We start from the raw sequence: 13,610 nt of genomic DNA, 5'->3' as shown, positions 1-13,610 counted from the left end.
CCGCGACATCGACCACGGGTTCCCCGACGTCGATAACGAGGAGCAGGAGACCAACGTCGATCTCGACCGGGCCGAGCTCGAGTCGAAGGACATCGCGGAGCTCTTGAAGCTCGCCGACGAGGCGAAGATCGACGACCCCGAGGGCCTGACGAAGGAAGAGCTCGTCACGGGCATCCTGAGCGCACGGGCCGAGGAGGAGGGTTTCCTGTACCGGCGGGGCGTCCTCGACGTGCTCCCGGACGGGTACGGGTTCCTGCGCACCCAGGGCTACCTGCCCTCCGACGAGGACGTCTACGTGTCCATGTCGCAGGTCCGCCGCTTCGGGCTCCGCCGCGGGGACGAGGTCACCGGGCTCATCCGGCCCCCGAAGGAGAGCGAGAAGTACTACGCCCTCCTGCGGATCGAGGCCATCAACAACATGGACCCCGACCGGGCCCGTCAGCGGCCGGCCTTCGACAAGCAGACGCCCCTCTTCCCCGACGAGCGGCTCCGCCTCGAGAACGACCCGAAGGGGTACACGGAGCGGATCCTCGATCTGGTCTGCCCGATCGGCAAGGGGCAGCGCGGGATGGTCGTCTCCCCCCCGAAGGCCGGGAAGACCACCGTCCTCAAGCAGATCGCCAACGCGATCATCGAGAACAACCCCGAGTGCCACATCATCGTGCTGCTCGTGGACGAGCGGCCCGAGGAGGTCACCGACTGGAAGCGGACGGTCAAGGCGGCCGAGGTCGTGGCCTCGACCTTCGACCGGCCCGCGGACGACCACATCCAGGTCTCGGAGCTGGTGCTCGAGCGTGCGATGCGCCTCGTCGAGGGCGGGACGGACGTCGTCGTCCTGCTCGACTCGATCACCAGGATGGCGCGCGCGTACAACCTCGCCGCCCCCGCGTCCGGGAAGATCCTGTCCGGCGGTATCGACTCGACCGCGCTGGGAGCCCCCAAGCGGTTCTTCGGGAAGGCCCGGAACATCGAGGAGGGCGGGTCGTTCACGATCATCGCTTCCTGCCTCGTCGAGACGGGCTCGAGGATGGACGAGGTCATCTTCGAGGAGTTCAAGGGCACCGGGAACATGGAGGTGCGCCTGGACCGCAGCCTCGCCGAGAAGAGGCTGTTCCCGGCCATCAACGTGGAGGGCTCGGGGACCCGCAAGGAGGAGCTGCTCATGTCCTCCGAGGAGCTCCAGCTCGCCTGGAGGCTCAGGCGAGTGCTCCACGCCCTCGACGCGGCTCAGGCCATCGAGCTGCTCATCGATAAGATGAAGCAGACGAAGTCCAACGCCGAGTTCCTCAAAGAGATAGCCAAGCACCCAGGGAGCAGCTGATGAAGTCCGAGATCCACCCTCAGTACGGGACGTGCCGCGTGCACTGCGCCTGCGGCAACGACTTCCTCACCCGTTCGACGGTGGGGGAGATAAAGGTCGAGATCTGCTCGGAGTGTCACCCCTTCTACACGGGCAAGCAGAAGTTCGTGGACACGGGGGGCCGGGTCGATCGCTTCCGTCGCCGTCAGGAGAAGACCGACGCGATGCGCAAGGGCGCCAAGAAGAAGTAGCGGCTAGAGGTCCAGGATCGCCTTGGCGATCAGGAAGTAGATCACGAGCCCGGTCGCGTCGACGAAGGTCGTGATGAGCGGCGCGCTCACGACCGCGGGGTCGACCCCCACGCGCTTGGCGAGCATCGGGAGCAGGGAGCCGGCCGTCGCGGCCAGCGTGCAGACGCTGATCAGCGTGAGCGAGATCACGAGCGCCAGGTCCCCGTCGAAGAAGATGCTGACGGGCAGGAATGCCAGGACGCCGAGGATGGCTCCCAGGAGTATCCCTACGCGCGCCTCTCGCCAGATCACCCTGAGGACGTCGCCGAAACGCACCTCGCCCAGCGCCATGGCCCGCACGATGGTCGTCACCGACTGCGCGCCCGTGTTTCCCCCGGTCCCCATGAGCAGCGGGATGAACAGCGCCAGCGTCACGACCTCGTCGAGCGTGTCCTCGAAGTACTGCAGGACGTTGACCGTGAGCGTGGCCGCCACGCCGAGCAGCAGCAGCCACATGGCGCGGCTGCGGGCGACCTGGAAGAGCGACGACGCCAGGTAGGGGCGGTCCAGGGGCTGCGAGGCCCCGGCGCGCGCGACGTCCTCGGTGCTCTCGCGCTCGAGGACCGCCATCGCGTCGTCGAAGGTGATGATCCCGACCAGGCGGTCCTCGGAGTCCACGACCGGCAGCGCGATCAGGCTGGCGTCGCCGACCAGTCGTGCCGCGTCCTCCTGGTCGTCGGTCACGCGTCCGAAGACGACCTCCTCCTTGGGCGTCATCAGCGCCGACACGTGCATCTGGGGGCTGGCCAGGACGAGCGCGCGGAGACCGACGACGCCCACGAGGCGCCTCTGGTCGTCGGTGACCGGCAGCGCGTAGACCGTCTCCGCCTCCTGGCCGGCCCGCCTCACCTTGGCGAGGGCCTCCTCGACGGTCATGGAGGCCCGCAGGTTGACGTACTCCGGGCTCATGATCCGGCCGGCCGACTCCTCGGGGTAGCCGAGCAGGACCGAGGTCAGCGCCCTCTCGTGCGGGCTGAGGCCCGCCACCAGGCGCTTGGCCACCTTCGCCGGGAGCTCGTCGAGGAGTCGGGCCCGGTCGTCGGGGTCCATCTCCTCGAAGAGGCGGCGCACCGACTCGTCCCGCAGCGCCTCGAGCAGCTCCTGCTGGAGGGGCGCGTCGAGGTCCTCGAACACCTCCAGCGCCCGGTCCCGAGGCAGGAGCCTGAACGCGAGCGCCCGCTCCTCGCGGTCGAGCCGCTCGAGCTCGTCCGCGATCTCGTGGGGGCTCATCTCCCCCAGGTGGCGCTGGGTCTGTTCGATGTCCATCTCGCGCCATGCTAAGTGAGGCGCGCGTCGGCAGGCCCCACTAGACTGCCCCCACATGGACCCCCACGACCTCTTCGAGCGCCTCGGCGGCGACGTGTCCAACGGCTTCCCGCAGCTCCACAGCGACGTCCACCGCACCCCGGCCGGCACGCCGTACCTCCAGCACGCGGGCGTGGTGATGCTGTCGAAGCCCGACGTCGACCTGTCCGGGATGCGGCCCTTCCTCGAGGGGTTCGACGAAGAGCTGGGGTTCCCGGGCTACCTCGACGACCCGACCGAGCTCCCGACGGCGTCCCGTCTGCTGAAGACGGCGGGACAGGTCTGCTACGCGTCTTTCGGACCGAAGCGCACCTACAACGCCGACGCCAAGCGGTACTTCGACAATCTCAGCTCCTCGGGGCACGGGTCCGTCTACGAGCACGCGACGTTCACGTTCCTCTGCTACGGGATCTCCCGGTCCAACACCCACGAGATCATCCGCCACCGGGCCGGGACGGCTTACTCGCAGCTGTCCCAGCGGTTCGTGTCCGGGAAGGTGCTGAGGTTCGTGGAGAGGCCCGAGTACCGCGACGTGCCGTCCCTGCACAAGCGGTTCTGCGAGCGGATCGACGCGGCCGCCCGGGAGTACGAGGAGGTCGCCGACGAGCTCCAGGCCCTGCAGACCGACGGGAGCCCGATGCTCGGCGGCGAGCGCCGCACGGATCTGCGCAAGAGGGTCCAGCAGGCGGCCCGGTCCGTGCTCCCCAACGAGGCGGAGACGCTCCTCGTGATGTCCGGGAACGTGAGGGCGTGGCGCCACATGGTGGAGATGCGCACCGACGCCCACGCGGAGATCGAGATCCGCGACCTCTTCTTCCGGATCTTCCTCTGCCTCAGCCGGGTCGAGCCGATGCTGTTCGAGGACTACCGGGTCACCCAGCTGGACGACGGCACCTACGCCGCCCGTACCGACTGGCGCAAGGTGTAGTGGGGCAGGACGTCCCTCCCGGCGTAGACCGTCACGCGATCGGCGGACAGGCCCTCGTCGAGGGCGTCATGATGCGGTCCCCCCGCTGGTGGGCGGTGGCCGTCCGGCGCCCGGACGGCGGCATCCACGTGGAGTCGCACCCCGCGGGGGACCTGGCCCGCCGGTACCCGTGGCTGGACCGTCCCCTCATCCGCGGGGTGATCGCGCTCGCCGATGCCATGAGCGTCGGGATGCGGGCGATGTCCATAGCGGCCCGCCGATCGGCCGGCGAGGAGGCCGCGCCGACCCCCCGTGAGGTCAGGGGCGCCCTGGCCGTCGCCTTCCTGTTCTTCGTCGCCGTCTTCGTCCTCCTCCCCGCCCTCGTGGTCCCGGCCGGGGAGGGGGGCGTCGTGCGGGAGCTCGTCGAGGGAGCGGTCCGGATAGGGATGCTCCTCGCCTACGTGCTGCTCATCTCGAGGATCTCCGACATCCGGCGCGTCTTCGCATACCACGGCGCGGAGCACAAGGTGATCGCCGCCGTCGAGGCGGGGGCGCCACGCACCCCGGAGGGCGTTCGCCGCTTCTCGACGATTCACGTCCGGTGCGGCACGAACTTCCTCATGCTCGTGATGATCGTCGCGGTGGTCGTCTTCGCGTTCGTCGGGCGGGAGCCGCTGTGGTGGAGGCTGGGCTCCCGCGTCCTGCTGGTGCCGCTCGTGGCCGCCGTCTCCTACGAGGTCCTGCGCCTCGCCGCTCGCCGGCCGCGCAGCCCTCTGGTCAGGTTGGTCACGCTTCCCGGCCTGCTCCTGCAGCGCGTGACCACACGCGAGCCGGCCGACGACCAGGTCGAGGTGGCGCTCGTCTCGATGGAGGAGCTGCTCGCCCGGGAGACCCCCGGCGCAGATACCCCCTAGGGGTATATACTCGCTCCATGTCCGATCGAACCACCGTCCTCATCTCCGGGATGCACTGCGCGTCGTGCGTGGCGCGCGTGGAGCGTGCCCTCACGGCCGTGGACGGGGTCCGGGAGGCGGACGTCAACCTCGCCACCGGCCAGGCGAGCGTCGCCGGCGACGTCACCCCGGACCAGCTGCGGGCCGCCATCGAGCGGGCCGGGTACGACTACCAGGGGGTCGACGACGCGGAGGCGGCCCGGGCGGCCGACGCCGCTCGCGGCAGGTACGAGCGCGCCCTGTTGACGCGGATCGTCGTATCGGCCGTCCTCACCGTCCCCCTCCTGGCCACGATGGTGCCGGCCGTCCCGGGAGCCGCGTGGCTCCACGAGCACCTGTGGGTCCAGCTCGCTCTGGCCACCCCGGTCCAGTTCTGGGCCGGCTGGCCCATCCTGCGCGGGGCCGCCGCCGCGCTGCGCGGGCGATCGCCGGATATGAACGTCCTGGTCGCTCTCGGCACCCTGGCCGCGTACGGGTACTCGGTCGCGGCCACGGTCGCACCCGGGTTCGTGAGCGCGACCGGGGCGATGCCCCAGGGGTACTTCGAGGCCGCGGCCGTGATCATCACGCTGATCCTGCTCGGCCGGTGGATGGAGTCGCGGGCGCGAGCGAAGGCGTCCGAGGCCATCAGGTCGCTGATGGAGCTGACGCCTGCGACCGCCCGCGTCGTGCGGGGAGGGCGCACCGAGGAGGTACCCGCTCCCGGGGTGGTGGTGGGCGACCTCGTCGTGGTGCGTCCGGGGGAGAGGATCCCGGTGGACGGCGTGGTCACGGAGGGCACGAGCGCCGTGGACGAGGCCATCCTCACCGGGGAGTCCATCCCGGTGGACAAGGCGCCCGGGGACACGGTGGCGGGTGGGACGCTCAACGCGATGGGGTCGTTGACCGTCCGGGCGACCAAGGTCGGAGCGGATACCGCGGTCGCCCAGATCGCCCGGCTCGTCCGGGAGGCGCAGAGCGCGAAGGCTCCGGTCCAGAGGCTGGCCGACCGGGTGGTCGCGGTCTTCGTCCCCGTCGTCCTGGGTATCGCCTCCGTCTCGTTCGTGGCGTGGATGATCGCGGGGCCCGAACCGCGCTTCAACCACGCGCTCGTCGCGGCGGTCTCGGTGCTGATCGTGGCCTGTCCCTGCGCGATGGGCCTCGCCACCCCGACCGCGATCATGGTCGGGACCGGGACGGGCGCGCGCCGCGGGATCCTGATCAGGGGCGGCCCCGCCCTCGAGCGCGCGCGAGCCATCTCCACGGTCGTGTTCGACAAGACCGGCACCCTCACCACCGGACGTCCCGTGGTGAGCGCCGTCGTGGCGATGGACGGGTGGACGAGCGACGAGGTGCTCCGGCTCGCGGCGGGAGCCGAGGCCCGATCCGAGCACCCCATCGCCCGGGCGATCGCTGCGGCGGTCGAGGAGCATCCCGAGCCGACCTCGTTCGAGGCCCACGCCGGACGCGGGGTATCGGCGGTGGTCGAGGGACGGCGGGTGGTGGTCGGGACGAGGGCGCTGCTGTCCGAGCTCGGGATAGACGCTACCGACGACCTGCGGGCGCGTTTCGAGGACCTGTACGGCAAGGGGTACACCTCGATGGCGGTCGCCGTCGACGGGACGGTCGCCGGGCTCGTCGGGGTAGCGGACGAGGTGGCGCCGCGCGCCGCCGAGGTCGTCGCCGAGCTCGGGCGCATGGGGCTCCGCGTGGTGATGCTCACGGGCGACCACACCCGCGTCGCCGAGGCGGTGGCGGCGGATCTCGGGATCTCGGAGGTCCGCGCCGAGGTGATGCCGGACCAGAAGGCACGGACCGTCGCCGCGCTGCGCGGTGCCGGAGCGGTGGCCATGGTGGGGGACGGGGTCAACGACGCGCCGGCCCTCGCCGAGGCGGACCTCGGCATCGCCCTGGGGACCGGTACCGACGTGGCGAAGGAAGCGGCCGATATCACGCTCGTCTCCGGGGACGTGCGCGGCGTCGTCCGGTCGCTCCGGCTCGCTCGACGCACCTACCGGACGATCCTCGAGAACCTGTTCTGGGCCTTCGTCTACAACGTGACGCTGATCCCGCTGGCGGCTGGGCTCCTCTACCCCGCGTTCGGGTGGCGCCTGAGCCCGGCCTGGGCGGGGGTGGCGATGGCGCTGTCCAGCGTCAGCGTCGTCGGCAACTCGCTCAGGTTGCGCCGGATGCCCGCCGGGTAGACTGGCCGGGATGGCAGAGCGACGCAGGACCCCCTCTCGCGTGGCTGCCCCCATCCGCGCCGCCCTCCTGCAGGACCGCTCCCTGAAGGAGGAGCTCCTGTCGACGATCCAAGCCCGCCGGGAGCTCGGTCCCGCCTACGAGGCCGACCTGGTCGAGTCGTTCGTGGACCGTGTCGACGTCGAGCTCACCCGCCGCATCGACGAGAGGGTCGCGAGCCGGCGACGGGGACGCGACGGGAGGTTCACGCGGGGACAGAGGTACGCGCTCGCCACGCTGATCCTGGGCACCCCGGTGGTCGCCGTGGCCGGAGCGACCGCCGACCTCGAAGGCATCCTGGCCTCCTGGGGCGGGATCGTGGCCCTCAACCTGTTCGGCTTCCTCGACGGCCTGCGCCGCCCGCGCGACTAGCGCCCCACGGCACGTAGATATCCTGTCCGGCATGGACGAAGCCCTGCGCTCCCGCCTGGACGCGATGGCCACCGAGCATGCCCAGCTCCTCGAGCAGCTGGGCACGCCGGAGGTGGCGTCCGATTACGCGCGCTCGGCCGAGCTCGGCAAGGTGGTGTCCGAGCTCGAGGAGCCGGTCCGCGCCTACGCGGAGTACAAGAAGGCCGTCCTCGAGCAGTCGGAGGCCCGCGACCTCGTCCGCGACGCATCCGGCGGCGAGGAGCGCGAGTACTACGAGGCCGCGGCCGCCGAGGCGGCGGCCCGGGCGGCGAGCCTCGAGGCGCGGATCGTCGAGCTGTTGACCCCGCGGGACCCCCGCGACGAGCGCAACGTGATCGTCGAGATCAGGGCGGGGGCCGGTGGGGACGAGGCGGCCCTGTTCGCGGGCGAGCTGTTCCGGATGTACCAGCGGTTCGCCGAACGCCACCGCTACGCGGTCGAGGTGCTCGACCTGTCCGAGGCGGACGTGGGCGGGGTGAAGGAGGTCGTCTTCGAGCTGCGCGGGAAGGGCGCCTGGTCCTGGTTGAAGTACGAGTCCGGGGTCCACCGCGTCCAGCGCGTCCCGGCGACGGAGTCGTCCGGCCGCATCCACACCTCGACCGCGACCGTCGCGGTCCTGCCGGAGGCCGACGAGGTCGAGGTGGACATCAACCCCGACGACCTGCGCATCGACACGTACCGGTCGTCGGGTCCGGGGGGGCAGCACGTGAACACGACGGACTCGGCGGTCCGGATCACCCACATCCCGACCGGCGAGGTGGTCGCGTGCCAGTCGGAGCGCAGTCAGCGTCAGAACCGGGAGCGGGCCATGGGGCTCCTGGCCGCGAAGCTCCAGCGGCGCGCGGACGAGCAGGCCCGGGCGGAGGTGGCCGACGCGCGGCGGTCCCAGGTGGGGACGGGAGACCGGTCCGAGAAGATCCGCACCTACAACTTCCCGCAGAACCGGATCACCGACCACAGGATCGGGCTCACCGTCCACGGGCTGTCGCAGAGGATGGATGGAGACATCGACGACATCGTCGAAGCCCTCCGGCACGCGGACGCGGAGTCCGCGCTCGGCGGTGCCTGACGCCACCCTCCGGGACTGGCTGCGGCGCGCGACGCAGGTGCTGTCCGACGCCGGGGTGGGGTCGCCGCGTCCGGATGCCGAGCGGCTCGCCGCCCACGGCCTGGGCATCGCCTGGTCCGAGCTGTGGCTCCGCCTGGACGATCCAGTCCAGGTTGCCCCCCTCGACGCCCTGATCGAGCGACGCGCCTCCCACGAGCCCCTCGCCTACATCACGGGGTCGGTCGTGTTCTGGGGGCTGGAGATGGCGTGCGGTCCGGGGGCCCTCGTCCCCCGCCCCGAGACCGAGACGCTGGTCGACGTCGCCCTCGAGCTGACATCCGGATCGCAGCGAGCGGTGGACGTGGGCACCGGCACGGGCGCGGTCGCCGTGGCCTTCGCCCGGGAACGTCCGGGAGCCGAGGTCTGGGCGACGGACATCTCCCCCGACGCGCTGCGCTGGGCGGACCGCAACGTGGCGCGTCACGCGCCGGGCGTGCGCCTGGTCCCCGGGGACCTGCTCGGACCCGTCCCGCGGCGCCTGCGAGGGTCGATCGACCTCGTCATGTCGAACCCGCCTTACGTGCCGGAGGGCCGTTCCGACCTCCTCGGGCCCGACGTGCTCCGGGAACCGGCGCAGGCGCTCTTCGCGGGTCCGGACGGCGACGAGGTGCTGGTGCGCCTGGTGGGGGAGGCCGGGGAGGCCCTCGCCTCCGACGGCGTCCTGGCGCTCGAGGTCGGAACGCCCGAGCAGGCCGAGCGGGTCCGTACCCTCGTCGCGGGATGGAAGGCCTCGGGTGTCCGCGACGACCACACGGGACGCCCGCGCGTCGTGTGGGCCCGGGGGCCCCGGTGATCGAGGCGGTCGAGGCGCTCAAGGCGCTCGAGAGGGGTCTCGTGGTCGCGTTCCCGACCGAGACGGTCTGGGGGCTCGGGGCCCGTCTCGACCGGCCAGACGGGATCGAGCGGCTCTTCGCGCTGAAGGGCCGCGAGCGCGGGAAGCCGCTGCAGGTGATGGTGGCGTCCGCGGGGTCGGTGTCGCGCGTCGCCCGGGTGCCCGAGTCCGTGCGGATCGAGCGGCTCCTGCCCGGTCCGGTCTCGCTGGTCCTGCGCGCCCGCGATGCCCTGCCCGACCTCGGGGCGACCGGCGGCACGGTGGCCGTCCGGGTCCCCGACCACCCGGTCGCGCTGGAGCTCCTGGAGCTGAGTGGACCTCTGGCCACCACGTCCGCCAACAGGTCGGGCGAGCCGACCCCGGACACCCTCGAAGGGGTGCGCGGGGTCTTCGGGGACGGCGTGGAGGCCTACCTGGACGGTCCCCCGGCCCCCGCCGGCACCGCCTCGACGGTGGTGGACCTGACGGGTCCGGAGCCGGTCGTCCTGCGAGCCGGCGCCATGGGGCTGGAGGAGGTCCGGGAGGCCCTCGGGGACGTCCCGGGGCGGTGGTAGACTCCTTCCCGGCCCGACCGAGGGGAAGCATGTCCACCACCGATCCGTTCGAGATCCTGTTCGTGTGCGCGGGTAACACCTCGCGCAGTCCGTTCGCGGCCGCCTGCGCCCGCGAGGAGCTGGCGAAGCTCGACGGGGGCGGCTGGCGGGTCGTGTCCGCCGGGACCACCGTCTCCGACGAGAGCGGCCCCACCGACGAGGCGAGGCGCCTCGCCGCGGAGTTCGGGCTCGACCTCGGCTCCCACCGCCCGCGCACGGTCACGGCGGAGGACTGCCGCCGGGCCGACCTGATCATCGCGATCGGCTGGGACCAGGCCTCCCACGTCTGGAGCCTGGTTCCCGACTCGTGGGACAGGTGCTTCACCCTGAAGGAGTTCGTGCACTACGCGAGGCGAGCGCCGTCGCGGCCGGCCATCCTGTACGCAGGTACGGCCGACCGGATGAGGGACCGGGTGAAGGCGGCGCACGAGCTGCGGCGCCGGGCGCGCTCCGACCACGGTTTCTGGGGGGACCTGCGCCCGCAGGACTTCGACATCCCCGAACCGGACGCGGTTCACCCGGACGGGTGGAGGACGTTCGCGCGCGTGATGAGGCTGCTCGTGATCGATGCGATGCGGCTCGTCGTGGGTCCGCGACCCGACCCCCGGTCCGACGCGCCCAAGAAGAAGGCGGCGCGGACCCGGAAGGCCGCGCACGCGCGGCCGCGGAGCGCTCGACGGGCGACCTGACCGACGGCGTGGAGAGGAGGAGCCCATGAGTGGACCTCGGTTCATCCCCGCCGCCGACCCGGAGATCGCGAAGATCGTCGTCTCCGAGCTCGAGCGGCTACGGGGCAAGGTGAACCTGATCGCGTCGGAGAACCTGCCCTCCCCGGCCGTCCTCGAGACGCTCGGGACATGGCTGACGACGAAGTACGCGGAGGGGTATCCCGGGCGCCGCTACTACGGCGGCTGCGAGTTCGTGGACGAGGCGGAGACGCTCGCGATCGAGCGCGCGAAGGCGCTCTTCGGCGCGGACCACGCCAACGTCCAGCCCCACGCCGGGGCCTCGGCCAACATGGCCGTCTTCCTCGCGTTCATGCAGCCCGGGGACACCTTCCTGGGCATGAGCCTCGCCCACGGCGGCCACCTCACGCACGGATCGCCCGTGAACTTCTCCGGGAAACTGTACGAGGTGGCGGCGTACGGGGTCGAGCAGGGCACGGAGACGATCGACTACGACCGCGTGCGTGAGGTGGCGCTCAAGAGCCGGCCGAAGGTCATGATCGCCGGCGCCACCGCCTACCCCCGGGTCTTCGACTTCGCCGCCTTCCGGTCTATCGCCGACGAGGTCGGGGCCATCTTCATGTGCGACGCCGCCCACTTCATCGGTCTCGTCGCGGGTGGCGCCCACCCGTCCCCGGTCCCGCACGCCGACGTGGTCACCTTCACGACCCACAAGACCCTGCGCGGCCCCCGGGGCGGGATGATCCTCTGCAAGCAGGAGCACGCCAAGAAGATCGACCAGGCCGTGTTCCCCCGGCTCCAGGGGGGCCCGCTGATGCACGTGGTCGCCGCGAAGGCCGTCGCCCTGCGGGAGGCCTCGCAGCCCGGGTTCCAGCGCTACGCGGCCACCGTCGTCGAGAACGCCCGGACGCTCGCGGCCACGCTGGCCGAGGAGGGTCTGCGCATCGTGTCAGGGGGGACGGACACCCACCTCGTCCTCGCGGACGTCACACCCGTGGGGCTCACGGGAGCCGAGGCCGAGGAGCGACTGGACCGCGTCGGCGTGACCGTGAACAAGAACGCGATCCCCTTCGACCCCCACCCCCCGGCGGTGGCGTCGGGCATAAGGGTCGGGACGCCGATCGTCACCACCGTCGGGATGGGTCCGGACGAGATGGTCGCCGTCGGACGGATCATCGGGAGGGTGCTGCGCGACGGCTCCGAGGAGACCGCCTCGTGGGCCCGATCCGAGGTCGCGGACCTGACCGGACGGTTCACGGCCTACCCCGAGCTCGACGTCCACCTGTAGATGCCGCGCCCCCCGGTCGGGCAGTACGCGATCGTCGCTCTCGTAGCGCTGCTCGTGACGTACGCCGTAACGCCGTTCGTACGCCGGCTGGCCGTCCGCATCGACGCCGTCGACATCCCCAGGGACCGAAAGGTCCACCACGCCCCCACCCCCACGATCGGCGGTCTCGCCATCTACGCGGGCATCCTGGCGGCCTTCGCGGCCGCCGCGGCGTTCCCCGCCATACGCAGCGCTTTCCGGTTCAGCGAGGTGTTCGGCCTGCTCGTGGGCGGGATGATCCCCCTGCTCATCGGCCTCGCCGACGACCGCCACGACATATCGGTGGGGGCCCGTCTGGCCGGTCAGGTCCTCGCCGCCGGGATCCTGTTCATCTCGGGAGTGAAGCTCTCCTACTTCTGGCTCCCGGGGGTGGGGGTGCTGTACCTGTCCCCCGACGTCTCGGCCATCCTGACCATCTTCTGGATCGTCTTCCTCATGAACGCGGTCAACTTCGTGGACGGGCTCGACGGGTTGGCCGCCGGGCTGACGGCGATCGCGGCGGGTGCGCTCTTCGTCTGGTCGCTGCAGCTCCCGGGCGAGTTCCTCGGTCCGGACCCGATCGCGCCGCTGGTCGCGGTCGCGCTCTTCGGAGCCTGCCTCGGCTTCCTCCGGTACAACTTCAACCCGGCCAGGATCTTCATGGGGGACTCCGGGGCGTATCCGTTGGGGTTCCTGCTCGCGGGAGCCACCATCTCGGTGATCGGCCGGTTCGCCGGCACCCCGGAGGCCGTTGGGCGGGTGGCGCTCCCCCTGGTGTTCACGCCGATCGTCTTCCTCGCCCTCCCGATCACCGACCTGCTCTTCGCCGTCTTCAGACGCCTGGCGACCGGACGGCCGATATACACCCCGGACAAGGAGCACATCCACCATCGGCTCATGAGGCTCGGACACTCCCATCGCCAGGCGGTGCTCGTGATGTACGGGTGGGCGTTGCTGCTGTCCGGGGGCCTGGTCGTCGCTGCGGTCCTTCCCCTGGGGCGGTTCCTGCTCGCCTTCGCGGTGGCCGGGGGCACCATCGCCGTGGCCACGCTCACCCCTCTGTGGCGGGGCGGGAACGGGAACGGCGACCGTGAGTGGACGGAGCCCTCCCCCGGGCCCGCCGAGCCTCAGGCCCGGGGAGTGGCGCGGCAGCCGGGCCCCGGCGTATAGTTTGTGCGTGGATTCACAAGCGGTCCGCCCCCCGAATCGACAGCCCCCCGAGGGATCCCGTAGACTTCACCGCGCTTTGACCCCCTCGCGCGACTCCCGGGAGCTGTATCGCGCCATCGGCGAAGGCTGGTCGGCTGTCAGCTACATCATCACCGGGGTCCTTCTCTGGGGTGGGTTGGGGATGCTCCTCGACCGAGCGGTGGGCACAGGACGCGTCTTCACCGTGGTCGGGGCGCTCGTGGGGAACTTCGCCGGGATCTACCTGATGTACCGCCGGTTCGTCGCCGAGAGCGAGGCGAAGTGATGCGTCACGAGGTCCACCTGCTGCGCCGGGGCCTGGTCGCGACCGTCCCGTTCGTCCTGCTCCTGCTGCTCGCGGCGGGCACCCTGCGAGGACGGCAGGCGGCCGCGTCGGTCGCGGTGGGAGCCGGCGTCATCCTCGTGAACCAGCTGCTCTCGGTGGCGTCCACCGCCTGGGCCCGAGTCTTCGGTCCGGCCGCGGCCGCCACCGCGTACGCGGGATGGGTGG

Annotated in this window: 15 protein-coding genes; 14 read left to right on the top strand and 1 reads right to left on the bottom strand. The window is 71.5% G+C overall.

Going from position 1 to position 13,610, the window contains the following annotated elements; all coding sequences use genetic code 11:
- A partial coding sequence (gene rho, locus VM840_05155; protein HVL80962.1) for a transcription termination factor Rho occupies positions 1-1,321 on the top strand: 1,321 nt, incomplete at its 5' end.
- Positions 1,321-1,551 (top strand): 50S ribosomal protein L31, encoded by a 231-nt coding sequence (gene rpmE, locus VM840_05150; GenBank protein ID HVL80961.1) that lies wholly within the window; start codon positions 1,321-1,323, stop codon positions 1,549-1,551. The genes rho and rpmE, both read left to right, overlap by 1 nt.
- Before the next feature lie 3 nt (positions 1,552-1,554).
- On the opposite strand, the gene mgtE is transcribed toward rpmE, so the two are convergent.
- Entirely contained in the window at positions 1,555-2,856 is a 1,302-nt protein-coding gene (mgtE, locus tag VM840_05145; GenBank protein ID HVL80960.1) for a magnesium transporter, read from the bottom strand.
- Positions 2,857-2,911: 55 nt separating this feature from the next.
- Here mgtE and thyX point away from each other — a divergent pair, with 55 nt between their 5' ends.
- The 12 genes from thyX to VM840_05085 form a co-directional block, all read left to right on the top strand.
- Positions 2,912-3,823 carry an FAD-dependent thymidylate synthase gene (gene thyX / locus VM840_05140; GenBank protein HVL80959.1) on the top strand — a complete coding sequence of 304 codons (912 nt, stop codon included), beginning with the start codon at positions 2,912-2,914 and terminating at the stop codon, positions 3,821-3,823.
- The gene (locus VM840_05135) at positions 3,823-4,716 is read left to right on the top strand and encodes a DUF1385 domain-containing protein (protein HVL80958.1); all 894 of its coding nucleotides are present in this window, start codon (positions 3,823-3,825) and stop codon (positions 4,714-4,716) included. The genes thyX and VM840_05135 overlap by 1 nt, the downstream gene beginning before the upstream one ends.
- A 17-nt stretch (positions 4,717-4,733) precedes the next feature.
- Positions 4,734-6,938 (top strand): heavy metal translocating P-type ATPase, encoded by a 2,205-nt coding sequence (locus VM840_05130; GenBank protein HVL80957.1) that lies wholly within the window; start codon positions 4,734-4,736, stop codon positions 6,936-6,938.
- Positions 6,939-6,948: 10 nt separating this feature from the next.
- Positions 6,949-7,347, top strand: coding sequence for a hypothetical protein (locus tag VM840_05125; GenBank protein ID HVL80956.1), 399 nt, complete (start codon positions 6,949-6,951; stop codon positions 7,345-7,347).
- Positions 7,348-7,378: 31 nt separating this feature from the next.
- Entirely contained in the window at positions 7,379-8,455 is a 1,077-nt protein-coding gene (gene prfA / locus VM840_05120) for a peptide chain release factor 1 (GenBank protein HVL80955.1), read from the top strand.
- The gene (gene prmC, locus VM840_05115) at positions 8,448-9,287 is read left to right on the top strand and encodes a peptide chain release factor N(5)-glutamine methyltransferase (protein HVL80954.1); all 840 of its coding nucleotides are present in this window, start codon (positions 8,448-8,450) and stop codon (positions 9,285-9,287) included. The genes prfA and prmC overlap by 8 nt, the downstream gene beginning before the upstream one ends.
- A complete protein-coding gene (locus tag VM840_05110; protein ID HVL80953.1) occupies positions 9,284-9,880 on the top strand; it encodes an L-threonylcarbamoyladenylate synthase in 597 nt (198 codons plus the stop codon). Before prmC ends, VM840_05110 begins: the two co-directional genes overlap by 4 nt.
- Before the next feature lie 29 nt (positions 9,881-9,909).
- Entirely contained in the window at positions 9,910-10,608 is a 699-nt protein-coding gene (locus tag VM840_05105) for a hypothetical protein (protein HVL80952.1), read from the top strand.
- Positions 10,609-10,633: 25 nt separating this feature from the next.
- On the top strand, positions 10,634-11,893 hold the full coding sequence (gene glyA, locus VM840_05100; protein HVL80951.1) for a serine hydroxymethyltransferase: 1,260 nt from the start codon (positions 10,634-10,636) through the stop codon (positions 11,891-11,893).
- The gene (locus VM840_05095) at positions 11,894-13,081 is read left to right on the top strand and encodes an MraY family glycosyltransferase (GenBank protein ID HVL80950.1); all 1,188 of its coding nucleotides are present in this window, start codon (positions 11,894-11,896) and stop codon (positions 13,079-13,081) included.
- Positions 13,082-13,157: 76 nt separating this feature from the next.
- Positions 13,158-13,385, top strand: coding sequence for an AtpZ/AtpI family protein (locus tag VM840_05090; GenBank protein HVL80949.1), 228 nt, complete (start codon positions 13,158-13,160; stop codon positions 13,383-13,385).
- Positions 13,385-13,610 (top strand): hypothetical protein (locus VM840_05085; GenBank protein ID HVL80948.1); only part of this gene is annotated, 226 nt, incomplete at its 3' end. The genes VM840_05090 and VM840_05085, both read left to right, overlap by 1 nt.

Source organism: Actinomycetota bacterium (assembly GCA_035540895.1).
Lineage (GTDB): Bacteria > Actinomycetota > JAICYB01 > JAICYB01 > JAICYB01 > DATLFR01.
Note: the sequence above shows the minus strand (reverse complement) of the source record. Positions and strands in the feature narration are given on the sequence as shown.